The 21999-nt window shown below is 69.0% G+C and carries 23 protein-coding genes; 13 read left to right on the top strand and 10 right to left on the bottom strand.

The features are described 5' to 3' along the window. The first annotated feature begins 51 nt into the window (after nucleotides 1-51). The 4 genes from aspS to CJZ86_RS07465 all read left to right on the top strand — a co-directional run bounded on the left by aspS (nucleotide 52) and on the right by CJZ86_RS07465 (nucleotide 4938). Nucleotides 52-1875, top strand: coding sequence for an aspartate--tRNA ligase (aspS, locus tag CJZ86_RS07480; RefSeq protein WP_094585322.1), 1824 nt, complete (start codon nucleotides 52-54; stop codon nucleotides 1873-1875). 89 nt (nucleotides 1876-1964) lie between these two features. Then, nucleotides 1965-2450 carry a Dps family protein gene (locus CJZ86_RS07475; RefSeq protein ID WP_094585321.1) on the top strand — a complete coding sequence of 162 codons (486 nt, stop codon included), beginning with the start codon at nucleotides 1965-1967 and terminating at the stop codon, nucleotides 2448-2450. Between the two features lie 186 nt (nucleotides 2451-2636). Continuing rightward, nucleotides 2637-4316: a CTP synthase gene (gene pyrG, locus CJZ86_RS07470; RefSeq protein WP_094585320.1), complete on the top strand. Its 1680-nt coding sequence runs from the start codon at nucleotides 2637-2639 to the stop codon at nucleotides 4314-4316. Beyond that, a complete protein-coding gene (locus CJZ86_RS07465) occupies nucleotides 4291-4938 on the top strand; it encodes a 7-carboxy-7-deazaguanine synthase QueE (RefSeq protein WP_233133901.1) in 648 nt (215 codons plus the stop codon). Before pyrG ends, CJZ86_RS07465 begins: the two co-directional genes overlap by 26 nt. 18 nt (nucleotides 4939-4956) lie before the next feature. Here CJZ86_RS07465 and CJZ86_RS07460 read toward each other — a convergent pair whose 3' ends face one another. Then, nucleotides 4957-5505 (bottom strand): ecotin family protein, encoded by a 549-nt coding sequence (locus tag CJZ86_RS07460; protein ID WP_094585318.1) that lies wholly within the window; start codon nucleotides 5503-5505, stop codon nucleotides 4957-4959. Here CJZ86_RS07460 and queC point away from each other — a divergent pair. The 6 genes from queC (at nucleotide 5504) to CJZ86_RS07430 (ending at nucleotide 10854) form a co-directional block, all read left to right on the top strand. After that, on the top strand, nucleotides 5504-6355 hold the full coding sequence (gene queC, locus CJZ86_RS07455; protein ID WP_233133900.1) for a 7-cyano-7-deazaguanine synthase QueC: 852 nt from the start codon (nucleotides 5504-5506) through the stop codon (nucleotides 6353-6355). The genes CJZ86_RS07460 and queC overlap by 2 nt on opposite strands. Further along, nucleotides 6352-7668, top strand: a complete 1317-nt coding sequence (locus CJZ86_RS07450; RefSeq protein WP_094585317.1) for an anthranilate synthase component I family protein — start codon at nucleotides 6352-6354, stop codon at nucleotides 7666-7668. The genes queC and CJZ86_RS07450 overlap by 4 nt, the downstream gene beginning before the upstream one ends. Continuing rightward, nucleotides 7665-8537, top strand: a complete 873-nt coding sequence (locus CJZ86_RS07445) for an aminotransferase class IV (RefSeq protein WP_094585316.1) — start codon at nucleotides 7665-7667, stop codon at nucleotides 8535-8537. Before CJZ86_RS07450 ends, CJZ86_RS07445 begins: the two co-directional genes overlap by 4 nt. Before the next feature lie 86 nt (nucleotides 8538-8623). Then, complete coding sequence (locus CJZ86_RS07440) at nucleotides 8624-9073, top strand: hypothetical protein (RefSeq protein ID WP_233133899.1); 450 nt, start codon at nucleotides 8624-8626, stop codon at nucleotides 9071-9073. A gap of 166 nt (nucleotides 9074-9239) precedes the next feature. Further along, on the top strand, nucleotides 9240-10445 hold the full coding sequence (gene fmdA / locus CJZ86_RS07435; RefSeq protein ID WP_094585380.1) for a formamidase: 1206 nt from the start codon (nucleotides 9240-9242) through the stop codon (nucleotides 10443-10445). Between the two features lie 136 nt (nucleotides 10446-10581). Beyond that, nucleotides 10582-10854 (top strand): FmdB family zinc ribbon protein, encoded by a 273-nt coding sequence (locus tag CJZ86_RS07430; protein WP_094585314.1) that lies wholly within the window; start codon nucleotides 10582-10584, stop codon nucleotides 10852-10854. A gap of 93 nt (nucleotides 10855-10947) precedes the next feature. Here the strand turns inward: CJZ86_RS07430 and urtE are convergent, their stop codons facing one another. The 6 genes from urtE to ureG form a co-directional block, all read right to left on the bottom strand. Then, complete coding sequence (urtE, locus tag CJZ86_RS07425; protein ID WP_094585313.1) at nucleotides 10948-11673, bottom strand: urea ABC transporter ATP-binding subunit UrtE; 726 nt, start codon at nucleotides 11671-11673, stop codon at nucleotides 10948-10950. A gap of 31 nt (nucleotides 11674-11704) precedes the next feature. Next, a complete protein-coding gene (gene urtD, locus CJZ86_RS07420) occupies nucleotides 11705-12451 on the bottom strand; it encodes an urea ABC transporter ATP-binding protein UrtD (RefSeq protein WP_094585312.1) in 747 nt (248 codons plus the stop codon). A 70-nt stretch (nucleotides 12452-12521) separates the two neighbouring features. Continuing rightward, nucleotides 12522-13628, bottom strand: a complete 1107-nt coding sequence (urtC, locus tag CJZ86_RS07415; protein WP_094585311.1) for an urea ABC transporter permease subunit UrtC — start codon at nucleotides 13626-13628, stop codon at nucleotides 12522-12524. Between the two features lie 60 nt (nucleotides 13629-13688). Continuing rightward, nucleotides 13689-14846: an ABC transporter permease gene (locus CJZ86_RS07410; RefSeq protein ID WP_094585310.1), complete on the bottom strand. Its 1158-nt coding sequence runs from the start codon at nucleotides 14844-14846 to the stop codon at nucleotides 13689-13691. A 139-nt stretch (nucleotides 14847-14985) separates the two neighbouring features. Beyond that, nucleotides 14986-16281, bottom strand: a complete 1296-nt coding sequence (gene urtA / locus CJZ86_RS07405; protein WP_094585309.1) for an urea ABC transporter substrate-binding protein — start codon at nucleotides 16279-16281, stop codon at nucleotides 14986-14988. Between the two features lie 222 nt (nucleotides 16282-16503). Continuing rightward, entirely contained in the window at nucleotides 16504-17118 is a 615-nt protein-coding gene (ureG, locus tag CJZ86_RS07400) for an urease accessory protein UreG (RefSeq protein ID WP_094585308.1), read from the bottom strand. Nucleotides 17119-17168: 50 nt separating this feature from the next. Between ureG and CJZ86_RS07395 the strand changes: the two genes are divergently transcribed. Together CJZ86_RS07395 and CJZ86_RS07390 are read left to right on the top strand one after the other, a co-directional pair. After that, nucleotides 17169-17789, top strand: coding sequence for a hypothetical protein (locus tag CJZ86_RS07395; protein WP_094585307.1), 621 nt, complete (start codon nucleotides 17169-17171; stop codon nucleotides 17787-17789). Nucleotides 17790-17791: 2 nt separating this feature from the next. Beyond that, complete coding sequence (locus tag CJZ86_RS07390; RefSeq protein WP_094585306.1) at nucleotides 17792-18661, top strand: MlaD family protein; 870 nt, start codon at nucleotides 17792-17794, stop codon at nucleotides 18659-18661. A gap of 24 nt (nucleotides 18662-18685) precedes the next feature. On the opposite strand, the gene CJZ86_RS07385 is transcribed toward CJZ86_RS07390, so the two are convergent. Genes CJZ86_RS07385 through ureE form a run of 3 tightly spaced genes read right to left on the bottom strand, consistent with a single transcriptional unit; the run spans nucleotide 18686 to nucleotide 20927 of the window. Next, a complete protein-coding gene (locus CJZ86_RS07385; protein ID WP_094585305.1) occupies nucleotides 18686-19699 on the bottom strand; it encodes an ABC transporter substrate-binding protein in 1014 nt (337 codons plus the stop codon). After that, a complete protein-coding gene (locus tag CJZ86_RS07380; RefSeq protein WP_198960100.1) occupies nucleotides 19699-20382 on the bottom strand; it encodes an urease accessory protein UreF in 684 nt (227 codons plus the stop codon). Before CJZ86_RS07380 ends, CJZ86_RS07385 begins: the two co-directional genes overlap by 1 nt. Beyond that, nucleotides 20379-20927: an urease accessory protein UreE gene (gene ureE, locus CJZ86_RS07375; RefSeq protein WP_094585304.1), complete on the bottom strand. Its 549-nt coding sequence runs from the start codon at nucleotides 20925-20927 to the stop codon at nucleotides 20379-20381. The genes CJZ86_RS07380 and ureE overlap by 4 nt, the downstream gene beginning before the upstream one ends. A 110-nt stretch (nucleotides 20928-21037) precedes the next feature. On the opposite strand from ureE, the gene CJZ86_RS07370 reads away from it, so the two are divergent. Then, nucleotides 21038-21952 carry an urease accessory protein UreD gene (locus CJZ86_RS07370; protein WP_094585303.1) on the top strand — a complete coding sequence of 305 codons (915 nt, stop codon included), beginning with the start codon at nucleotides 21038-21040 and terminating at the stop codon, nucleotides 21950-21952. The last annotated feature ends 47 nt before the right edge of the window (nucleotides 21953-21999 follow it).

The following is a 21999-nucleotide window of genomic DNA, read 5'->3' as shown; positions in this document are numbered from 1 at the left end:
CTGCCCGCAGGCGCCCTGTGGGAAACTCGCGGATTCGTTCTGCTTGCCACCATGCGCAGCCACGGGTGCGGCGACCTGCGCAACGACGCCATCGGCCAGCAGGCCCAGCTGTGCGGCTGGGTCGACCGGCGCCGCGACCACGGCGGGGTGATCTTCATCGACCTGCGCGACCGCAGCGGCACCGTGCAGATCACGGTGGATCCCGACCTGGCCCCCGCCGCCTTCGCCGTGGCCGAGCGGCTGCGCAACGAGACCGTCCTGCGGGTGGAGGGCAAGGTGCGGGCCCGGCCGGCCGAGTCCCTCAACGAACGCCTGGCCACCGGCGCCATCGAGGTGCTGGCGAGCGGCATCACGGTGCTCAACGACGTGCGCGGCAACCTCCCCTTCCCGGTGTCGGTGCATGACGAGGAGAACACCCGCGAGGAGCTGCGCCTGCGCCACCGCTACCTCGACCTGCGCCGCGAGCGCATGGGCCGCAACCTGCGGCTGCGCCACGCCACCGTGAAGGCCGCCCGCGGCTATCTGGAGGGGGAGGGCTTCATCGAGGTGGAGACCCCGGTGCTCACCCGCTCCACCCCCGAGGGCGCCCGCGACTACCTGGTGCCGTCGCGGGTCTGCGGCGGTGAGTGGTTCGCCCTGCCCCAGTCGCCCCAGCTGTTCAAGCAGCTGCTGATGGTGGGGGGCATCGAGCGCTACTACCAGGTGGCCCGCTGCTTCCGCGACGAGGACCTGCGGGCCGACCGCCAGCCGGAGTTCACCCAGCTGGACATGGAGATGAGCTTCATGGACCAGGAGGAGATCCTGGCGCTCAACGAGGGCCTGATCGCCGCCATCTGGAAACAGGTGAAGGGCATCGAGCTGCCGCGGCCGTTCCCCCGCCTCACCTGGCACGAGGCGATGGCGCGCTACGGCACCGACCGGCCCGACACCCGCTACGGCATGGAGCTCACCGACGCCTCGGACATCGTCCGGGACATGGGCTTCAAGGTGTTCTCCGGCGCCGTGGCGGCCGGGGGCTCGGTGAAGTGTATCGCCGTGGCCGGCGGCAACGAGGCCGTCAGCAACGTGCGCATCAAGCCCGGCGGTGATGTGTTCAGCGAGGCCCAGAAGGCGGGGGCCGGCGGCCTGGCCTTCATCCGGGTGCGGGCCGGCGGCGAGATCGACACGATCGGCGCCATCAAGGACAACCTCACGGCCGAGATGAAGGCGGAACTGCTGGAGCGCACCGGCGCTACGGAAGGCACCCTGCTGCTGTTCGGTGCCGGCGACACCGCCACCGTCAACAAGGCCCTCGACCGGGTGCGCCAGTACCTGGCCCGCGAACTCGGCCTGGTGCCGGCCGAGCGGGACAACGACCAGTGGAACTTCCTCTGGGTGGTGGACTTCCCGATGTTCGAGTTCAACGCCGGCGAGAACCGCCTCGAAGCCCTGCACCACCCCTTCTGCGCCCCCAACGCCGAGGATCTGGGCGGCGACCCCACCGCCTGGACGGCCACCCTCCCCACGGCCCGCGCCCAGGCCTACGACCTGGTGCTCAACGGCCTGGAGCTGGGCGGCGGCTCGCTGCGCATCCACGATTCCGCCCTGCAGCGCCAGGTGCTGCAGACCATCGGCCTGCCGCTCGAGGAGGCCGAGCGCCAGTTCGGCTTCCTGATGGAGGCCCTCGACATGGGCGCCCCGCCCCACGGCGGCATCGCCTTCGGCATGGACCGGCTGGTGATGCTGCTGGCCGGCGAGGAGTCGATCCGCGACACGATCGCCTTCCCCAAGACCCAGCAGGCCCGCTGCCTGATGACCCAGGCCCCGGCCGATGTGGCGCCCAAGCAGCTGGAGGAGCTGCACGTGGCCAGTACCTGGATGGAGGAGGAGGGCTGAGGGGCCGCCGCTGCCGCGCCATTGCCGCCATGGCGCCGCCATAAAGCGGAGTCACTTCGCCTTAGACTGGTGCCTCCCGCTCCTCCGCCATGGCCATCACCGCTCCCCCCATCGACATCGGCATCCCGGCGGACCAGCGCCAGCAGATCGCCGAGGGTCTCGGCCGCGTGCTGGCCGACAGCACCGTGCTCTACGCCAAGACCCACGGCTTCCACTGGAACGTGACCGGACCGATGTTCAACACGCTCCACCTGATGTTCATGGACCAGTACACCGAGCTCTGGACCGCCCTCGACCTGATCGCCGAGCGCATCCGGGCCCTCGGTTTCCCCGCCCCCTACGGCGGCACCCTCTATGCCGGCCTCTCCTCGATCCCCGAGGCCGAAGGCGTCCCCGCTGCCCTGGCCATGGTGCGGGAGCTGGTGGAGGGCCATGAGGCCGTGGCCCGCACGATCCGCTCGGTGTTCACCACCGCCGATGAGGCCAGCGACCAGCCCACCGCCGACCTGCTGACCCAGAGGTTGCAGATCCACGAGAAGACCGCCTGGATGCTCCGGAGTCTCCTGGAGGGGTGAGTGTCAGCGGGCGCGGCCTGCGCCGGTCCGAGCCCGCTTTGCGGGCAACGGGCCGGCTTCGGCTGCGCCGCTGACGCACACCCCAGGAGGCCGGGTGTGGGGGAAGGGGGGGTGCTGGGTGGGGAGGCCTCTGGGCGCGGGCGGACTGGAAGGGGTCGGTAGATTGGGGGATCAGCGCAGCGCCCGATGTCCGCACCGTCCGCCACGCGGGGCCATGCCGCGAAGTTCGTCTTCGTCACCGGCGGGGTGGTGTCCAGCATCGGCAAGGGGATCGTGGCGGCGAGCCTCGGGCGGCTGCTGAAATCCCGCGGCTACAGCGTCTCGATCCTGAAGCTGGATCCCTACCTCAACGTGGATCCGGGCACGATGAGCCCCTACCAGCACGGTGAGGTGTTCGTCACCGAGGACGGCGCCGAGACCGACCTGGACCTGGGCCACTACGAGCGCTTCACCGACACCGCCATGTCGCGCCTCAACAGCGTGACCACCGGCTCGATCTACCAGGCGGTGATCAACAAGGAGCGCCGCGGCGACTACAACGGCGGCACCGTCCAGGTGATTCCCCACATCACCGGCGAGATCCGCGAGCGCATCCACCGGGTGGCGGCCAACAGCGGCGCCGACGTGGTGATCACCGAGATCGGCGGCACGGTGGGCGACATCGAGTCGCTGCCGTTCCTGGAGGCGATCCGCGAGTTCCGTGGCGATGTCGGCCGCCAGGACCTGGCCTACGTCCACGTCACCCTGCTGCCCTACATCGGCACCTCCGGCGAACTCAAGACCAAGCCCACCCAGCACTCGGTCAAGGAGCTGCGCTCGATCGGCATCCAGCCCGACGTGCTCGTCTGCCGCAGCGACCGGCCGATCAGCACTGACCTCAAGGCCAAGATCGGCGGCTTCTGCGGCGTGCCGGCGAGCGCCGTGATCCAGGCCCTCGATGCCGACAGCATCTACGCGGTGCCCCTGGCGATGGAGAGCGAGGGCCTCTGCCGCCAGGTGCTCGACGTTCTCTCCCTGGTCGACCACGACAGCGACATGGCCCGCTGGGCGGACCTGGTGGAGAAGCTGCGCCACCCCGGACCCGCCGTGAAGGTGGCCCTGGTGGGCAAGTACGTGCAGCTCAACGATGCCTACCTCTCGGTGGTGGAGGCGCTGCGCCATGCCTGCCTGGAGCAGGACGCCTCCCTCGACCTCCACTGGATCTGCGCCGAGCAGATCGAGAGCCAGGGGGCCGATGCCCTGCTGCGGGGCATGGATGCGGTGGTGGTGCCGGGGGGCTTCGGCAACCGCGGCGTCGACGGGAAGGTGGCGGCGATCCGCTGGGCCCGCGAGCAGCGGGTGCCGTTCCTGGGGCTCTGCCTGGGCATGCAGTGCGCCGTGATCGAGTGGGCCCGCCACCAGGCCGGCCTCGAGGGGGCTACCAGTGCCGAGCTGGATCCGGCCTCGCCGCATCCCGTCATCCACCTGCTGCCCGAACAGCAAGACGTGGTGGATCTGGGCGGCACCATGCGCCTGGGCGTCTACCCCTGTCGGCTCACGGCGGGCACCATGGCCCAGCGCCTCTACGGCGAGGAGGTGGTCTACGAGCGCCACCGCCACCGCTACGAGTTCAACAACGCCTACCGCTCCCTGTTCCTGGAATCGGGCTACGAGATCAGCGGCACCTCCCCCGACGGCCGCCTGGTGGAGCTGATCGAGCTGAAGGACCACCCCTTCTTCACCGCCTGCCAGTACCACCCGGAGTTTCTCTCCCGCCCCGGCAAGCCCCATCCCCTGTTCCGGGGGCTGATCGAGGCGGCCCAGCAGCGGCTGCCCGGCTCCCCCAGCGAGGCCGTGGACCGTGTCGCCAGCCCCATCTACGGCTGACGGCCCGGCGGTGGTGGAAACCTTCCACTCCCTGCAGGGGGAGGGGCTCCATGCCGGCCGCAGCGCCTTCTTCATCCGCCTGGCGGGCTGCGACGTGGGCTGCCCCTGGTGCGACACCAAGCACTCCTGGCCGCAGGCGGCCCATCCCCAGCGCCCCCTGGGCGAACTGACGGCCGAGGCCAGCGCCGCCGCTGCGGCCGGTGCCGCCTTCGTGGTGATCACCGGCGGCGAGCCCCTGCAGCAGCCCCTCGACGCCCTGTGCGCGGCCCTGGCGGCGGCGGGCCTGCCGCTGCACCTGGAAACCAGCGGCGTGGGGCAGCCCAGCGGCCGCTTCGACTGGATCACCCTCTCGCCCAAGCCCCACCGCCCCCCGGCCGCCACCCTCCTGGCCCGCTGCGACGAGCTCAAGGTGGTGGTGACCTCCCCGGCCGACCTGTCCTTCGCCGAAGCCATGGCCGCCGAGGCCGTTCGCCTGCGTCCGCCCGCCGCCCCCGGCCCCGGGCTCCTGCTCCAGCCCGCCTGGGACGAGCCGGCCGCCAAGGAGCTGGCGGTGGCCTACGTGCGCGCCCACCCCGCCTGGCGGCTCAGCCTGCAGAGCCACAAGTGGCTGGGGGTGCGCTGAGGCCCCAGCGCCGGGGCCTCAGAGGGCCTGGGCCGGCTGCTGCACCTTCTCCGCCTTCCAGAGACGCCAGCGCAGCTGCAGATCCTTCGGGGTGTAGACGACGATCGGTCGGCTGGCGTCGTAGGGCACCACGAAGGGCTTGCTGCCCATCGGCACGAACACCTTGCGTTTGGCCTGGCCGGGGGGGCAGGCCATCAGGGTCGACACCATCGGCCCCACATCGCTCACCGTGTAGACGCTGACGCCCAGGCCCTTCACCTTGCTGGCGCGGAAGCGGCCCCGGAAGGCCCGCTGGTTGCAGTCGGCCTCCACCTCCCGGCCGGCGATCAGCTGCACCCGCCAGTCGCTCGGGTTGGGGGACAGGCGCGGATCGGCGGTGGGGGGCAGCACCCCGGGGAGCTGGATCACCCAGCGGGTCTGGGCGGCGGTGGGCTTGGGGTAAGGCGTCAGGTCCAGCCGGGGGATGGCCCGGGCCGGCGCCGCCGCGAGCGCCAGCAGGGACGGCAGGCTGACGATGACGCTGGCGGTGGCCGCGGCCGCCGTGGCACGGCGCAGGGCATGGGCCATGGGGAACCTCGGTAGGGACCGGAATCCGGAGCCACCACCATGGCACCCTCCGATCGCTCCGTCCCCTCCGGGCCGCTTCCACAATGGGGGGGCTGTCGCCTCCGCCCGCCCCATCACGAGCACCCCTGCCACGCCCCCTCCAGCCAGCACCCCTCCAGCCAGGCCGCTGGCCATCGCCCTGCTCTCCGGCGGCCTGGATTCGGCCACCGCCGCGGCCCTGGCGATCGAGGCGGGCCACCGGGTGATCGGCCTCTCCTTCGACTATGGCCAGCGCCACCGGCGCGAGCTGGACGCCGCCGCCGCGGTGGCCGGCGCCCTGGCGCTGGAGGAGCATCACGTGATCGCCGTGAACCTGGCGGCCTGGGGCGGCTCGGCCCTCACCGATCCGGCCATCCCCGTCCCCGACGGCGGCGTGGTCGAGGGGGTGATCCCCACCACCTACGTCCCCGGCCGCAACACGGTGTTCATCGCCCTGGGGCTGAGCCTGGCCGAAGCCCGGGGCGCCACCAGCCTCGTGCTCGGGGTCAATGCGGTGGATTACTCCGGCTATCCCGACTGCCGCCCGGACTACCTGGCCGCCTTCCAGAGCCTGGCCGACCTGGCCACCAAGGCAGGGCGCGAGGGCCGTGGCGCCCGCCTCTGGGCCCCCCTGGTGGCCTGGGACAAGGCCACCATCGTGCGCGAGGCCCTGCGGCTCGGGGTCCCGATCGCGGCCACCTGGAGCTGTTACAGCGGCGAGGATCTCCCCTGCGGCCGCTGCGACAGCTGCCGTATCCGCGATGCCGCCCTGGTGGCCGCGGGCCGGCCCGACCTGACCAGCTCCGCCGTGCGTGCCGGAGCGAGCCGTTGAGGAGCGACCCGCTCCCCTGGCTGGAGCCCCGGGCCCTGGCGGTGGTCCTGGCGGAGCGCTTCGGCCGGGACGGGCTGGTGCTGCTCGACGGCGACGGCAGCCCCCTCGGCTGCCGCGGCGTGCTCGGGGTGGATCCGGTGGCCACCGTGTCCTGCCGGGGGCTGCCGGGCGACCCGGGGGCGGCCGACCCTTTCGACGTCCTGGCGGACCTGGAGCGCCAGGGGGGACCGTGGCTGGGCTGGCTCGGCTACGAGGCTGGGGCCTGGGTGGAGCCGGCCGAGCACTGGCAGGCCTCCGACATGGCCACCCTGTGGGCGGCCCGCCACGACCCCCTGATCCATTTCGACCGGGGGGAGGGGCGGCTGTGGCTGGAGGGCCAGGACCCGGACCGGTTCGCGGCCATGGTGCGGCTGCTGCAGGATCCCGCCACCGGGGCGGCGGTGGCCGGGGCCGGGGAGCGCCCGGCCGATGGGCCCGGCATCGCCCGGGACGCGTGGCACTGGCACACTCCCCCGGACACCTATGCCGCCCAGGTGGGGATCCTGCGGGAGTGGATCGCCGCCGGTGATCTGTTCCAGGCCAACCTCACCGCCTGCTGCGAGAGCCTGCGGCCCGAGCCGCCCGACCCGCTGGCGCTGTACGGCCGCCTGGTGAGCCACGGTCCGGCCCCCTTCGCCGGCCTGGCGGTCGCCGGCGGCGAGGCGGTGATCTCGGCCTCGCCGGAGCGCTTCCTGCGCCTGCACCCCAACGGCCAGGTGGAGACGCGGCCGATCAAGGGCACCCGGCCCCGCCGGGCCGACCCCGACGCCGATGCCGCCAGCGCCGCCGAGCTGATCTGCGACCCCAAGGACCGGGCCGAGAACGTGATGATCGTCGACCTGCTGCGCAACGACCTGGGCCGGGTCTGCGTGCCGGGGTCGGTGCATGTGCCCCAGCTGCTGGGGCTGGAGAGCTACGCCCATGTGCACCACCTCACTTCGGTGGTGATGGGGCGGCTCGCCGACGGCCGCGGCCTGGTCGACCTGCTGCGGGCCTGCTGGCCGGGGGGCTCCATCACCGGCGCCCCCAAGGTGCGGGCCTGCCAGCGCCTCAACCAGCTGGAGCCGGTGCCGAGGGGGCCCTACTGCGGCTCCCTCTTCCACCTGGGCGCCGACGGCAGCTTCGACAGCAGCATCCTCATCCGCACCCTGCTGCAGAAGGGCCGGCGCCTGCGCCTCCATGCCGGCGGTGGCATCGTGGCTGATTCCGACCCGGCCGGGGAGGCCCGGGAGATGGGCTGGAAGATCGAACCGCTGCTGGAGGCCCTGGCATGAGCGGCGAGGGCGGCAGCCATCCGGCCGGCACGGCCATCGCCTGGATCGACGGGCCGTCCCCGGAGGGAACCTGGGGCGATCCCGATCGGCTTTGCCTGCCCCTGAGTGACCGGGGCCTGCTGCTGGCCGACGGCCTGTTCGAAACGGTGCTGGTCGAGGGAGGGGAGCCCCGGCTGCTGGCGGAGCACCTGGAGCGCTGGCGCGTCTCGGCCGCCAGCCTGGGAATGGCGCCACCCCCCGGCGCCGATCGGGTGCGGCCGCTGCTGGCCGAGGCCGTGGCCCGCAGTGGCCTCTCCGGCAGCGGGGCCCTGCGGCTCAACTGGAGCCGGGGCAGCGGCGCCGGCCGGGGCCTGGCGCTGCCGGCGCCGGACGAACCCCAGGGCCGCCCCCGCTTCTGGCTGCAGCTGAGCCCCTGGACCCCGAACTCCACCCCGGTGACGGTGATCGTCAGCGCGCTGGAGCGACGCAACGCAGCCAGCCTGGTCAGCCGCTGCAAGACCTTCGCCTACGCCGGCGCCATCCAGGCCCTGCGGGAGGCCCGGGCCGCCGGGGCTGAGGACGCCCTGCTGCTCGGCAGCGGCGGCGACCTCTGCTGCGGCACCAGCGCCAACCTGCTGCTGCGCCGGAGGGGCGACTGGATCACGCCGCCCGTGGAGAGCGGCTGCCTGCCGGGGGTGATGCGGGGCCGCGGCCTGGCCCTGGGACTGGTGCGGGAGGAGCGGTTGTCCGTGGCGGACCTGCTGGAGAGCGAGGCGGCCCTGCTGATCAACAGCCTCGGCTGCCGCCCGATCCGGCGCTGCGGCGACACCGACCTGCCCGCGCCCGCCGGGGCCCTGGACCTCTGGAAGCGGCTGCTGGTGTCGTCATAGGTTGGCCCCAGAATCGATCGATCACGTTGTCCGACGCTGTGGGGGGCCTGGGGTCCCGGAAGCACCTGGCAGGACTCCTGGCCGGCTTGCTCGCTGGTACGGGGCTCGCCCTGGCCGGTTGCACCGCCACCCCCAAGGAGGTGGCCGTTCAGGACGCCAAACCGGGCGACCTTCTCGTGGAGGTGGATGGGAACCGGGTGGAGCTGTTGCGGGCGTTCAAGCCGGGCATTGCCAATGGGCTGCACAAGGGTGTCGTGAAGGTCACCTCAGGGGGCGACGATGGCAAGGGTCAGATGTACGAAGTCACGGCGATCTGCAGCGTCAAAGGAGAGCCAGGCTGGCAAACCTATGACAATATCTTCGGAGATCCGATCAGCGATCTCAACGCCAAGAGAACATTCCCGGTCAAGAATCGCTGGCAGTTCCTGTTCCATTTTGATGGCCGTACGGAGCAGATCGGCAAGCTGGATCCCAGTGTCTGGGTCTCGCGGTTGAAGGACAATCTCTGCCGGAAAGGGGATTTCGACGACACCTGACCCTCCGACGGCATCGGGACGGCCAACCGCCGCGCCAGGCTTGATAATGATTCTTGATTTCATTCATTGGGGGCGAGTCCTGGGCCCCAATTTCTTGTAGCAATCGACACTTTCGGGCCGCAGGCCATCCTTTTGGATGGATGGGAAATTGCGCCTCGGTTTCTCGATGCCCAAAACACTCTTCTCCGTCGATCTCACCAAGCCGATGGATCAGCAGGACATGCCCGGGCACAACCGCTGGCATCCGGAAATCCCTGCCGTGGCCTCCGTGAATCCTGGTGACGTGTTCCGGATCGAATGCAAGGACTGGACCGACGGCCAGATCAAGAACAACGACGACCCCAAGGACATCGAGGATGTGAATCTCGAGGTCGTTCACGTTCTCAGCGGCCCGATCTGGGTCAACGGCGCCCAGCCCGGCGACATCCTGGTGGTGGACATCCTTGATGTCGGTGCCCTGCAGGGGGATGAGTGGGGCTTCACGGGCATCTTCGCCAAGGAGAACGGTGGTGGTTTCCTCACCGATCACTACCCCAAGGCTGCCAAGGCCATCTGGGATCTGGAAGGCATCTACACCTCCTCCCGCCACATTCCCGGCGTTCGTTTCGCCGGCATCACCCACCCGGGCCTGATCGGCTGCGCCCCCTCCCACGAGCTGCTCAACGAGTGGAACCGTCGTGAGACGGAGCTGGTGAAGACCGCCCCCGACCGCCGCACCTACGGCGCCGGCCTCTCCGGCAGCGAGCCGGTGCTGGCGGCCCTGCCCAATCCCAACAGCGCCATCCTCGGCACCCTGCCCGGCAGCGAGTTCGAGCGGGTGGCCAACGAAGCGGCCCGCACGGTGCCCCCCCGGGAGCACGGCGGCAACTGCGACATCAAGAACCTCACCAAGGGCACCCGGATCTACTTCCCGGTCTATGTCGAAGGGGCCAAGCTCTCGATGGGCGACATCCACTTCTCCCAGGGGGATGGTGAGATCTCCTTCTGTGGCGCTATTGAGATGTCCGGCTATCTCGACCTCCACGTCGAGATCATCAAGGGCGGCATGGCGAAGTATGGGATGGTCAACCCCATGTTCAAGACCAGCCCGGTGGAACCCCACTACACCGACTACCTGGTGTTCGAAGGCATCTCCGTGGATGAATTCGACGGCAAGCAGTACTACATGGACGTCCACATCGCCTACCGGCGTGCCTGCCTCAACGCCATCGAGTACCTCAAGAAGTTCGGCTACACCGGCGAGCAGGCCTACCTGCTGCTGAGCTGTGCGCCGGTGGAGGGCAGGATCAGCGGCATCGTCGACATCCCGAACGCCTGCTGCACCCTCGCCATCCCCACCTCGATCTTCGACAAGGACATTCTTCCCTGCTGATCGGCCGGCTGGAGGGAGGGGCCTGGACACCAGGCCCCTTTTTCTTGTCCGCCACGGTTCTTGTCCGCCACTGCTCTGGCCTGCCACTGTTCCTGGCTGCCATCTCCCTTCCCCCTGTCGTTCCCCTCGTCCTGCGATGCCTGTCTACGAATACAGCTGCAGCAACGGCTGCGAAAACTATGAGGTCTGGCGCAGCATCGATGAGCGCCAAAAGGAAACCAACTGCCCCACCTGCACCGCCGAAGGCGTCCGTGTGTTCACGCCGGTGATGTCACTCAGCGGTTCGTTTCGCCTGAAGCAGGAGCAGTCCGAACCCCGCCTGGTCCGCAAGGAAACCAAGGAAGCCACCGGCAAGCCACGGCTCAAGGAGAGCGGCACCCGCCCCTGGATGCTCAATCGCGGCTGCTGAGCGCCAGGCGAAGCCAAAGTCCTCCCAAGCAAAAGTCCCGGGCCGCGCCACCGCTGGTGGCATCGACCCGGGACTGGCTGTTGGCCGGACTCCTCAGACGGTGAGGAATTCCTTGATCACGTCATCGGAGAGCTGGTCGGTCTGGCCGCTGGAGACGATGCCGCCGCGTTGCATGGCGTAGTAGAAGTCGGACTGGCGCACGAAGTGCAGGTGCTGCTCCACCAGCAGCACACTGATGCCGGTCTCCTTCATGATCCGCTGCACCGCGTGTTCGATGTCGAGGATGATCGAGGGCTGGATGCCTTCGGTGGGTTCATCGAGGAGCAGCAGCTTGGGCTTGCCCAGCAGGGCGCGGGCAATGGCGAGCTGCTGCTGCTGGCCACCACTGAGGTCGCCGCCTTTGCGCTTGAGAAACTTCTCCAGGATCGGGAAGAGATCGAAGATCAGTGGGTCGATGTGGCGGTTCTTTTCCAGGCCACCGGGAAGGGCCTCCATGCCCAGCAGCAGATTCTCCTTGACCGACACCTGGGGAATGATGTCCCGGCCCTGGGACACGTACCCGATGCCGGCCCGGGCCCGTTTGTAGGGGGGCTGGTTGGTGAGCTGGCCGTCCTGGTAGGCGATCGTCCCGGATCGCTGCTGCAGCAGGCCGATCACGGTCTTGAGGAAGGTGGTCTTGCCGACGCCGTTGCGGCCGATCAGGCAGACCATCTTGCCTTCGTGGATCGTCAGATCCACGTTGCGGAGAATGTGGCTCTCCCCGTAATACACATTGAGGTCGGAGACCTGAAGCAGGGGCTGGGCGCTGGTGGTGGACATGGGCTCGCGGTGGGTGAAGGTCGGGAAACGATCAGTGTTCGGGCGGCCCCAGGTAGACCTCGATCACGCGCGGGTCGGCTTTGACCTTCTCCAGCGGACCCTCGGTCAGCACCTGTCCCTGGTGCAGCACGGTGACATCGAAGCCCAGGTCGCGGATGAACTCCATGTCGTGCTCGATCACCACCACGGTGTGGTCACCGGCGAGGGACTTGATCAGTTCGGCCGTGCGCAGGGTTTCCTCATCGGTGAGGCCGGCCACGGGTTCGTCCAGCAGCAGCACCTCGGGGGCTTGGGCCACCAGGGAGGCAATGGCCAGCCATTGCTTCTGGCCGTGGGAGAGGGAGCCGGCCTTGACGGTGGCGAACGGCGCCAGACCCACGTAGTTCATGATCCGATGCACCTCGTCCTTGGAGGACTGGGGCAGGCCGGAACCCAGCAGGCTGAAGGCGTTCTTGACCGGTGAGGCGGAGAGCTCCAGGTTCCGCAGCACGGTGAGATTCTCGAACACCCGCGGGGTCTGGAACTTGCGGCCAATGCCGTTGCGCGAGATCTGCTGCTCGGAGACGCCAAGCAGGGACTTGCCTTTGAAGCTCACCGATCCTTTCGTGGGCCGCACCTTGCCGGTGATGACATCGAGGAAGGTGGTTTTGCCGGCACCGTTGGGGCCGATGATGGACTTCAGCTCTCCCTTGTAGAGCTTCAGGCTGAGGTCGGTGAGGGCATAGAAGCCATCGAAGCTCACGCTGACGTCATTGAGCTCGAGTAGAGGTTCTGACATGGACTTCGGAAGGGTGCGGAATCAAAAGAGCGGTCACAGCAGATGAGCCAGGAAGCAACTTCCTGGAGGGCTAATCCACAGGAACGGCCTCCTTGTCGAGCTTGGGGTAGGTCTTGGCAGGTTTGGCGATGCCGAAGGCGGCCAGGAAGGTGCGGAAGCCTCCTTTGGTGATCCAGCCGTAGATGCCATCGGGCATCAGAACCACCACGAAGATGAACAGGGCCCCCTGGACGAACAGCCAGGCTTCGGGCAGGGCCTCGCTCACCAGGCTGCGCAGGTAGTTGACCACGGTGGCGCCGATGATCGGCCCCACCAGGGTGCCCCGTCCGCCCACGGCGACCCAGATCACCATCTCGATCGAGAAGGAGATCGACATGTACTGGGGCGAGACGATGCCGGACTGGACGGTGTAGAGGGCTCCGGAAATGCCGCACAGGGCGCCCGCCACCAGGAAGACGATGGTCTTGAAGGGGACGGGGTTGAAACCGGCGAAGCGCAGGCGGCTCTCGTCGTCGCGGATGGCGATCAGGGCATCACCGAAGCGACCGCTGGTGAAGTAACGGCAGACCAGAAACGCCAGGGGCAGCAGCACCACCGTGAGGCGGTAGAACCACACCTGCATGTCGGGCGAGCCCACCAGCTGGCCGAACAGTTCGCTGGTGCTGGTCTTGAGGCCGTTGGTGCCGTCGAAGAGTTTCTGCTGGCCGTTGAAGAAGTGGAAGAAGACCATCAGAGCCGCCTGGGTGATGATCGAGAAGTACACCCCCTTGATGCGGTTTCGGAAGATCAGCCAGCCCACCAGGCCCGCCACCACGGCCGGAATCACCCACAGGGCGATCAGGGTGAACACCGGTGACCAGAAGGGTTGCCAGAAGAAGGGCAGCTGGTCGACGCCGTAGTTCTCGAAGAACTTGGGAATCCCGTTGCCACCGGCGAGGCTCTTGGTGTTGAGCATCAGGTACATGGCCACGGCGTAGCCGCCGAGGGCAAAGAAGATGCCCTGGCCCAGGCTCAACAGACCGGTGTATCCCCAGATCAGGTCGATCGCCAGTGCCGTGATCGCCAGCGAGAAATAGCGGCCGAACAGGTTGAGGCGGAAATCATCCAGTGCTGCCGGCAGGATGAACAGGGCGATCGCCAGGAGAATCCAGGGGACGAGTCGTTGGAAGATTTTCACAGGTAGGGCCTCCTGGTGGGGAGATGGAACGGGAATCTGCAGTGGGTGGAACTGATCGGGTCAGGCATCGACCGAGCGACCCTTCTGGGGGAACATGCCGTTGGGGCGGAACTGGAGGAAGACAATGATGAAGATGAACACCAGCACCAGCGACATGCTTGTGGTGGCAAAGAACTCGATCACCCCCTTGGCCGCCAACGGCATGTCAGGGAAGATCGTCAGCAGGGTGCCCGAGCCGATCACCGACTGGATGATGCCCAAGAGCAGCGAGGCCAGCACGGTGCCGAGCAGGTTCCCCACACCACCGAGAACGATCACCATGAAGCAGGAGACGATGTAGGCCGCCCCGAGGTTCGGACCCACCGAACCCAGCAGGGTGATGGCACAGCCGGCGACCCCCGCCAGTCCGGAGCCGATGCCGAAGGTGATGCTGTCGACACGGTCGGTGGGAATGCCGAGGCAGTTGCTCATCTGACGGTTCTGGGTGACCGCACGGATGCGCAGGCCCCAGACGCTCTTGTTGAGGAACCAGTAGGTGGCGAGCAGGAGCAGGGCCGACAGAAGAATGATGAAGATGCGGAGGCCGGGCAGTTCGATGCCGCCGATCATCCCCCAGCTTCCCTGGAGCCATTTGGGGGCGGTGACATCGATGTTGCGCGGGCCGAACCAGGGCTTGGCGAGGGGCCGGACCTGGTCGAACAGGTTGACGGCGATCAGGCCGATGCCGATGGCGATGGCCCAGCCGAGTCCGTTGAGATAGGTGAAGAATGGTTTTTCGGAGAACTTCGCTGCCAGTAATTTCGAGATAATGAAACCGACAACGACACCCACGATGATGCCCAGCATCATGGCCGTCGAAACGCTTCGAATCAGCTGGATCAGAATCAGGCTGACTCCCCAGGTCGCCAGCAGCGTTTCAAGGGGCCGGCCATAGAGCTGCCGGATCAACGTTCTCTCCAGCAGCACCCCGATGAGCCCCGTCACGATGAACGCGAGCACCAGCGAGACCGGGAAATACAGTTCGAAGATCACACCACCCATGGGCTTGAAGGCCGATTGCACCACATAGGTGACATAGGCCCCTAGCATCATGAATTCGCCGTGGGCGAGGTTGATGACACCCATCAATCCGAACACGATGGCCAGACCTGTGGCTGCGAGCAACAGCACAGATCCGATGCTGAGACCATCGAGGATCTGAGAAAAGAAAAGTTCCAACGGAATGAAGGTTGAACGTTAGATCCAGCGTTGCCTGGGCGACGCTGGATCGGGTCGAACGTGGTGGTGTGCTGAGCCGGAAAGGGGTGGCTCCCGAAGGAGCCACCTGTCTTTCATGGAATCACGGACCGGGCCGTGATCACATCTTGAACTTGCCGGCGTCAGGACGATCCTGGGTCCAGTCGCAGGTGAAGCCCTTGGTCTCAGGAACGAACTGGTTCCAGGGCAGCGGCGGGATGGCCTTGACGCTGTCGTAGAGGATCTTGAACTGGCCGGTGGGCTCCGCCTCGCCGATGAGCACCCGCTCGGAGGTGTGGTGGTTGGGGAACATCTTGATTTCGCCCTGGGGAGCGGCGAAGGTGATCCCGATCATGTCCTTGCGGACCTTGTCGAGGTCTTCGAAGGTGCCCGCCTTCTCAACGGCGTTCTTCCAGAGGTAGACCATGTTGTAGGCGGATTCCGCCGGGTCACCCGTGACGCGGTCGGCGCCATACATCGCCTGGAAGTCGGCGGTGAACTTCTTGGAGGCCGGGGTGTCCAGGCTCATGAAGAAGTTCCACGCGGCATAGGTGCCGGTGGTGTACTCGGGACCGATCTGGCGGATCTCCTCCTCGGCGATGGAGAAGGACATGATCGGGTACTTGGCCGGATCGATGCCCGAGGCCTTGAACTGCTTGAACAGGGCGACGTTGGAGTCGCCGTTCAGGGTGTTGATGATGATCCCGCCATCGGGGAAGGCTTTCTTGATCTTGGCGATGATCGGAGCCACCTCGGTGTTGCCGAGGGGGATGTAGTCCTCGCCGACGGTCTCACCGCCAAGGGCCTTCATCTGCTCCTTGATGATCGTGTTGGCCGTACGCGGATACACGTAGTCGGAGCCGACCAGGTAGACCTTCTTGCCGAGCTTGTCGGAGAACTTGTCCATCAGCCACTGAACCGCGGGCTCAGCCTGCTGGTTCGGAACGGCGCCGGTGTAGAAGATGTTTCTGGAGCACTCCTGACCCTCGTACTGAATCGGGTAGAAGAGCATGTGGTTCTTCGACTCGAAGACCGGCAGCATCGCCTTGCGGCTGGCGGAGGTCCAGCCACCGAACACGACGGCGACCTTGTCGGAGTCGATCAGTTTCTGGGCCTTCTCGGCGAAGGTGGGCCAGTCAGAGGCGCCATCCTCAGAGACAGCGACGATCTTGTAGGACTTACCGCCGACTTTGACGCCGCCGGCATCATTGATTTCCTTGATCGCCATCTCCTCGACTTCTTTCAAAGTCGTTTCGGAGATGGCCATGGTGCCACTGAGCGAGTGAAGGATGCCAACCTTCACTTCACCGTCGAAATTGCCGCCGGAACCGGACTCGCCCCCGCAGGAGACGAGGGTTACGCTCACAGCAGTTGCGGCAATTGCAGCTGCCAGTCGCCTTGAAAGATGCAGAGACATTGAAGCCTGTTCAAGATGAATTGTAGTCGCCGTAACCGACGGCAAAGGGAAAGGTAAGGAAGGACGTGGTTGCACCCGGTATCCAATGAGACAGAAAGCCGCCGAAGGCCTGCCGGAGTGAGGATTTGCACGTCGCAGGTCTGTCGATATGTTGCATTACCTACGGTTTTGCTGATCAAGGCCTGAAAGGCGAATACCAGAATCCTTGATCGCTCAGGCGTCTCAGACGGCCAGCGGTTCGGGCAGTTGCCGCAGCAGGAAGCTCTCGACCCGATCGAGGCCTTCACCGCTGCGCAGATTCGTGAAACACCAGGGCCGGCCGCCGCGCATCCGCTCGGTGTCGGCCTCCATCACCGCCAGGCTGGCCCCGACCATGGGGGCCAGGTCGATCTTGTTGATCACCAGCAGGTCGGAGCGGGTGATGCCGGGGCCCCCCTTGCGGGGGATCTTGTCGCCGGCGGCCACGTCGATCACATAGATGCACAGATCCACCAGCTCCGGGCTGAAGCTGGCCGCCAGGTTGTCGCCGCCGCTCTCCACCAGCACCAGGTCCAGGTCCGGGAAGGCCTCCTCCAGCTCCTGCACCGCCGCCCGGTTGATCGAGCAGTCCTCCCGGATGGCGGTGTGGGGGCAGCCGCCGGTCTCCACGCCCCGGATCCGTTCGGGGGCCAGGGAGCCGGCGCGGGTGAGGAACTGGGCGTCCTCCTGGGTGTAGATGTCGTTGGTGACCACAGCCAGCTGCAGACGCTCCCGCAGCCGGCGGCAGAGGGCGTCGACCAGGGCCGTCTTGCCCGATCCCACCGGCCCGGCCACACCGACCCTCAGTTTGCTGCCCATCGCCCCGATCCAGGATGGGTGCCATCCTGACGCCAGCGCCGAGGGCTGCGGTGAGTGACGGACCGATCCCGACGCTGAGCCGTCGCTTCGAGCGGCTGGATGGGCGCCTGGTCGCCACCGTGTTGGGCACGGGGGTGGTGGTCTGCCTCGGCTTCATCGAGCTGCTGCGCAGCCCCCTGCAGCAGCTCTCCAGGCTCACGATCGAACTGCTGGCGGTGCGGGCCCTGCTGTTCCTGGCCCCGCTGCTGGTCAGCCTGCTGCTGCTGCTCCGGGATGGTCCGCTGCTGCTCGGCGACCGGCGCCCCCCCGGCTCCTGGGGGCCCGACCTCCTGGCCAGCGGGCTGCTGAGCGTCGTGCTGCTGCTCTACTTCATGGCGGCGGTGATCATCACCGCCAGCCTCACGCTCAACCAGGGGGATGTGGCGGGGGAGGTGGGCTTCCTGATCGGCCAGCTGGAGCCGGCCCGCTTCGCGGCCGCCCTGGTCAGGGCGGGCGCCTATGGCGGGATCTGCGCCGCCATCTGCCTGCACCAGGCCCGTCGCGGCTCCTCCGGCGCCGTGGGCATGGCGTCCCGCATGGCCCGGTCGCTGCGGCTCGGCATCGGGGTGATGGTCTGCCTTGATCTGCTCTGGACGATCGCTGTCGATCCCCTGCGCATGGGAGGAAACTGACCGTGTCCAGCACCGCCCAGCCGCGGCGCCCCGGCGCCCAGAGCCTGGTCTTCCTGGCGGGAGCGGTGGCCCTGCTGGGGGTGTTCGTGCTGGGGATCGCCCGCGCCGGCAACTGGCTCGCTCCCAGCGTCCGCCTGCAGTTCCGCACCCTCGATGCCGCTGGCCTGCAGACGGGCATGGCGGTGAAGATCTCGGGATTCGCCGTCGGCCAGGTGCGCCGGATCGTTCTGCAGCCCGACGCCCAGGTGCTGGTGGAACTGGAGCTGCGGGACCCCTACCGCTCCATGGTGGGCCGCCGCAGCCGGGCGGAACTGGCCCAGCTGGGGCTCCTGGGCGACAGCTACATCGCCATCACCCCCGACCCGGCGGCGATCGGCCAGCCCCCGATCGGTGATGGTGAGACGCTCGTGTTCACCAGCCGCCCCGACATCGATGACCTGCTCACCGAGGTGGCCAGCAGCCGCATCCCCCTGCAGCGGGCCGTCAGCAGCGGGCTGAGCCTGGCGGAGACCCGCCTGCCCCGCAGCCTCGACGAGCTCGATCGCACCCTGATAGCCAGCCGCCGCCTGGCGACGCGCCTGGAGGCCGACACCCGTCGCAGCAGCAGCGAGCTCAACCGCACCCTGGGGGCCACCCGCGCCCTGGCCGAGCGGCTGGAGGACCGCGCCGACGGCACCGCCGCCGACCTGTCCGCCCTGATCCGGCGCCTGGAGAGCACCGAAACCCAGACGCGGCCGCTGCTGCTCCAGACCCTGCGCGAGCTTTCCACCATGGCCAGCGCCACCAACCGCCTGGTGAAGACGCTCAACGAGAGCTGGGTGATCGAACTGATCGAGCGGACCGGGGAGCCCCGCGGTGAGCGCGGCCGCTGATCGCCGGGATGGCCGCCGGCGGCGTCACCCCTCGACCCTGTCGGCCTGACGCAGCAGCTCCGGTGGGAACGTCACCCCGATGGCCCCGGCCGTGCGGCGATTCAGCAGCAGCAGCTTCCGGGTCACCGGCTCGAAGGCCATCGTGGCGGGGGAACGGCCGCGCAGCACCTGCACCGCCAGAGCTCCGGCCTGGGCCCCATCGACCTCTGGATCCCAGCCCACCACCGCCAGGCACCCCGGCGTGGCGATGTCGGCGGGATCGACGGAATAGACCGGCAGGCGATGGCGCAGGCCGGCCGCCGCCAGGGCGGGGAAGCCCACGCTGGTGGCGTAGTCACCCACCCGCACCAGAGCTCCCACCCGCTGGGCGGCCAGGGCGTCGGCGGCACGGGCCACCTCCGCCGGCCCCGCCACCGGCTCGATCACGACGGCGATCGAGCGTTGGCTCGCCTCCCGGCGCAGCAGCTCCGCTTCGAAGCTGGCGTTGGCTTCGGAGGGATGGAAGACGAGCCCCACGCTCGACAGGCCGGGGCTGATCCGGCGGGCGAGGTCGAGCTGCTCGGCGAGGGGGCTGGTGCTCACCGTGCCCACCACGTTGGGCCGGTGGCGGGTGTAGCTGGTGCCGGCCCCGGCCCCCCAGGGGTTGGAGCAGTAGGTGAACACCACCGGCACCCGCGCCGGCGCGATGGCGAGGATCGCCGTCAGGGGCGGGGTGCCGATGGCCACCAGCATGTCGACCCCGGCCTCCAGCAGGTCCTTCACCTGGGCGCGGCAGGTGGCCATGCTGCCCTCGCTGAAGCGTTCCAGCAGGATCACGCCGGCCGGCGCCCGGAAGCCGGCCCTGGCCAGGGCCTGCACGAATCCACGGCGGGCGGCATCGGGGGCGGCCCCCCGCACGTACTGGATCAGGCCCACCCGCGGCGGGCCCGGGGGCCGGCGGCGGGCCTGGCATCCGGCGGCCAGCAGGGCACCGGCGGCGGCGGCACCGCCCAGCAGGCGCAGCGCCCGCCGCCGGCTGGCCCCTGCGGTGGTGGCCATCAGCTGCGGAACAACCGGGAATACAGCTCACCATGACCCAGCTGGGCCAGTCCCGCCCCCACACCCCCGTTCCAGAGGGCCTCGGGATCGGCCGCCACCAGCTCCGCCGCCCGGGCGGCGATGGCGGGCGCCAGGGCCAGCTGCAGCCGCTGGGCTTCGGTGGGGCCCAGGGGAACGAGGCGCACGGCGGCGCTGAGCTGGGTGGCGATCCAGCCGTAGAGGTAGGCCTCGACCACCTCCTCGGGCGCGATGGCCAGGGCCACCCCGGCCCAGGCCCAGGCGGCTGGCCAGGCCAGGCGCTGGGATGGGTCCCCAGGCAGGGGCAGGGCCAGGTCGGCCAGCAGCTGCAGCAGGGAACGGCCCATCTGGCGCTGCTGGGCCCGCACCTCGGCCGCCTCCCGCTGGGCCAGCAGCCAGCCGTCCAGCTCCAGCACCTCCTGGCGGGCCGGTCCCTCCGGGAACTCACGCCATCGGGTGAGCGCCTGCATCAGCCGGTTCAGGCTGGCGGCCTCGATCGCCAGCGCCCCCCGGGCCAGCTCCGCCTCCAGCCAGTGGGCCACGTCCTCGGCATCGCCCAGCTCACCGGCCTGGACGAGCACCTCCAGGCCTTCGGAATAGCTGAACGCCCCCACCGGCAAGGCGGGACTGACGAGCTGAAACAGTCGCAGCCGGGCGATGCTCATGGGTGGGAATGGCCGTGATGGCCATGATCGTGCTGGTGGGCGTGACCGGACCCTTCGTAGGCCCCGGCTTCGGGCAGAAACGGCCCGGTGATCCGCTCCACGGTCAGCCCCCGATGCCGCAGCAGATCCTCGAGCACGCTGTCGACCCCCAGGCGCAGCTCGTCCCGGTGCAGCTCCATCGCCACGTGGCGGTTGCCCAGGTGATAGGCCGCCTGCAGCAGGGCCAGGGGGTCGGCGGCCCGCACCACCATCAGCGGTTCATCGGCGGCCTCCACCACCACCAGGGGCCCACCGCTCTCCGGTGCCAGCCGGTCGCCCGGCTCCAGGGCCGCGCCCCGGGGCAGCTGCAGCAGGAGGTCCCGCCCACAGGCGCTGCGGCGATGGCCCCGCAGGCTCGTGCGCTCGTCGGCCCGGAGCGGCAACCGCAGCGGCGGATCCGGCCCTGGCTCCGGGCCCGGGACCTCCCCATGACGCAGGTGCCGCACCAGCACCAGGGAAGCCGTGGCGTCTGGAGTCGTGGTGTGGGGAACCGTGGGGCCGGGCATCGAGCGGGCCAGCGGGGGAGGGTGGTTCGGGCAGCCTGGCCAGCCGTTGGCCGGCGGCCCTGTGTCGGGCGCTACCAAATCCAGGCCCCCGGGGTCCCACGATCACCGCCATGCAGCTCACCGCTCCCGCCCCCTGGAGAGCCCAGGCCCGGCTTCGCTTCGAGACCACCGGCGGCGCGGACGGTGCCACCCGGCACCAAGGCGGAGCGACGGCGCCGCTGAAGATCCAGCGGGCCTTCGCCGCCGCCGATGGCCGCTGTCAACTGCCCCTGCTGCACACCGGCGGCGGCCTGGTGGGGGGGGATGAGCTGGCCATCGAGGCCGACCTCGGCGCCGGCAGCCGGGCCCTGATCACCAGCGTGGCGGCCCAGAAGGTCTACGGAACCGTGGGCCGCTCCCGGCGGGTCCCCGCCGGCAGTTGGACCTTTCAGACCCTCGACTTCCGCCTTGCCGCGGGGGCCGACCTGGAGTGGCTGCCCCAGGAGCTGGTGGTCTTCCGGGATGGCCTGTTCCAGCAGACCTGCCGGGTGGAGCTGGCCGACGGGGCCAGCTGGCTGGGGGCGGAGGTGGTGCGGCTGGGGCGCAGCGCCGATGGCGAGACGCTCGGATCCGGCCGCTGGCGCTCGCTGCTGGAGATCCGGCGGCAGGGCCAGTGGGAGCTGGTGGACCGGCTGGAGCTGGGCGGCGCCAGCCTGGAGAGCCCCCACGGCCTGGGGGGCCAGCCGGTGTTCGCCAGCCTGGTGTGGGCCGCCCCGGCGCCGGTGGGCGAGTCCCTGCTGGAGGCCTGCCGCGCCGAGCGGCATGGTCTGGAGGGGGCGATGGCCTGCGGCCGGCTGGAACGGGGCCTGGTGGCCCGCTACCGGGGCCGCTCCACCCAGGCGGCCCGCTTCTGGTTCACGCGCATCTGGGCCCGGATCCGGGCGGAGCGGGGCCTGGCGGCTCCGGTGCTGCCCCGGGTCTGGCCGTTCCAGGAGCAGCCGCTCGATCTGGAACCGCCGCTGCCGTTCCCGGCCCGCAGCTGGTGACCCCCGGCCAGGCGCAACAGCGGGCCTAGGTTCGGCCCAGGCGCAGC

It is taken from the genome of Synechococcus sp. BO 8801, from assembly GCF_002252675.1.
Lineage (GTDB): Bacteria > Cyanobacteriota > Cyanobacteriia > PCC-6307 > Cyanobiaceae > Cyanobium.
This window is presented reverse-complemented; position numbering and strand designations above follow the sequence as displayed.

Bases quoted from the DNA above. Each gene is read 5' to 3' on its own strand.
- CJZ86_RS07380 (WP_198960100.1), bottom strand. From the start codon at position 20,382: ATGAGCATCGCCCGGCTGCGACTGTTTCAGCTCGTCAGTCCCGCCTTG.
- urtE (WP_094585313.1), bottom strand. From the start codon at position 11,673: ATGTCCACCACCAGCGCCCAGCCCCTGCTTCAGGTCTCCGACCTCAAT.
- CJZ86_RS07445 (WP_094585316.1), top strand. From the start codon at position 7,665: ATGAGCGGCGAGGGCGGCAGCCATCCGGCCGGCACGGCCATCGCCTGG.
- CJZ86_RS07385 (WP_094585305.1), bottom strand. From the start codon at position 19,699: ATGGCCACCACCGCAGGGGCCAGCCGGCGGCGGGCGCTGCGCCTGCTG.
- CJZ86_RS07370 (WP_094585303.1), top strand. From the start codon at position 21,038: ATGCAGCTCACCGCTCCCGCCCCCTGGAGAGCCCAGGCCCGGCTTCGC.
- fmdA (WP_094585380.1), top strand. From the start codon at position 9,240: ATGCCCAAAACACTCTTCTCCGTCGATCTCACCAAGCCGATGGATCAG.
- aspS (WP_094585322.1), top strand. From the start codon at position 52: ATGCGCAGCCACGGGTGCGGCGACCTGCGCAACGACGCCATCGGCCAG.
- CJZ86_RS07460 (WP_094585318.1), bottom strand. From the start codon at position 5,505: ATGGCCCATGCCCTGCGCCGTGCCACGGCGGCCGCGGCCACCGCCAGC.
- queC (WP_233133900.1), top strand. From the start codon at position 5,504: ATGGGGAACCTCGGTAGGGACCGGAATCCGGAGCCACCACCATGGCAC.
- ureG (WP_094585308.1), bottom strand. From the start codon at position 17,118: ATGGGCAGCAAACTGAGGGTCGGTGTGGCCGGGCCGGTGGGATCGGGC.
- urtD (WP_094585312.1), bottom strand. From the start codon at position 12,451: ATGTCAGAACCTCTACTCGAGCTCAATGACGTCAGCGTGAGCTTCGAT.
- CJZ86_RS07475 (WP_094585321.1), top strand. From the start codon at position 1,965: ATGGCCATCACCGCTCCCCCCATCGACATCGGCATCCCGGCGGACCAG.
- pyrG (WP_094585320.1), top strand. From the start codon at position 2,637: ATGTCCGCACCGTCCGCCACGCGGGGCCATGCCGCGAAGTTCGTCTTC.
- ureE (WP_094585304.1), bottom strand. From the start codon at position 20,927: ATGCCCGGCCCCACGGTTCCCCACACCACGACTCCAGACGCCACGGCT.
- urtA (WP_094585309.1), bottom strand. From the start codon at position 16,281: ATGTCTCTGCATCTTTCAAGGCGACTGGCAGCTGCAATTGCCGCAACT.
- CJZ86_RS07430 (WP_094585314.1), top strand. From the start codon at position 10,582: ATGCCTGTCTACGAATACAGCTGCAGCAACGGCTGCGAAAACTATGAG.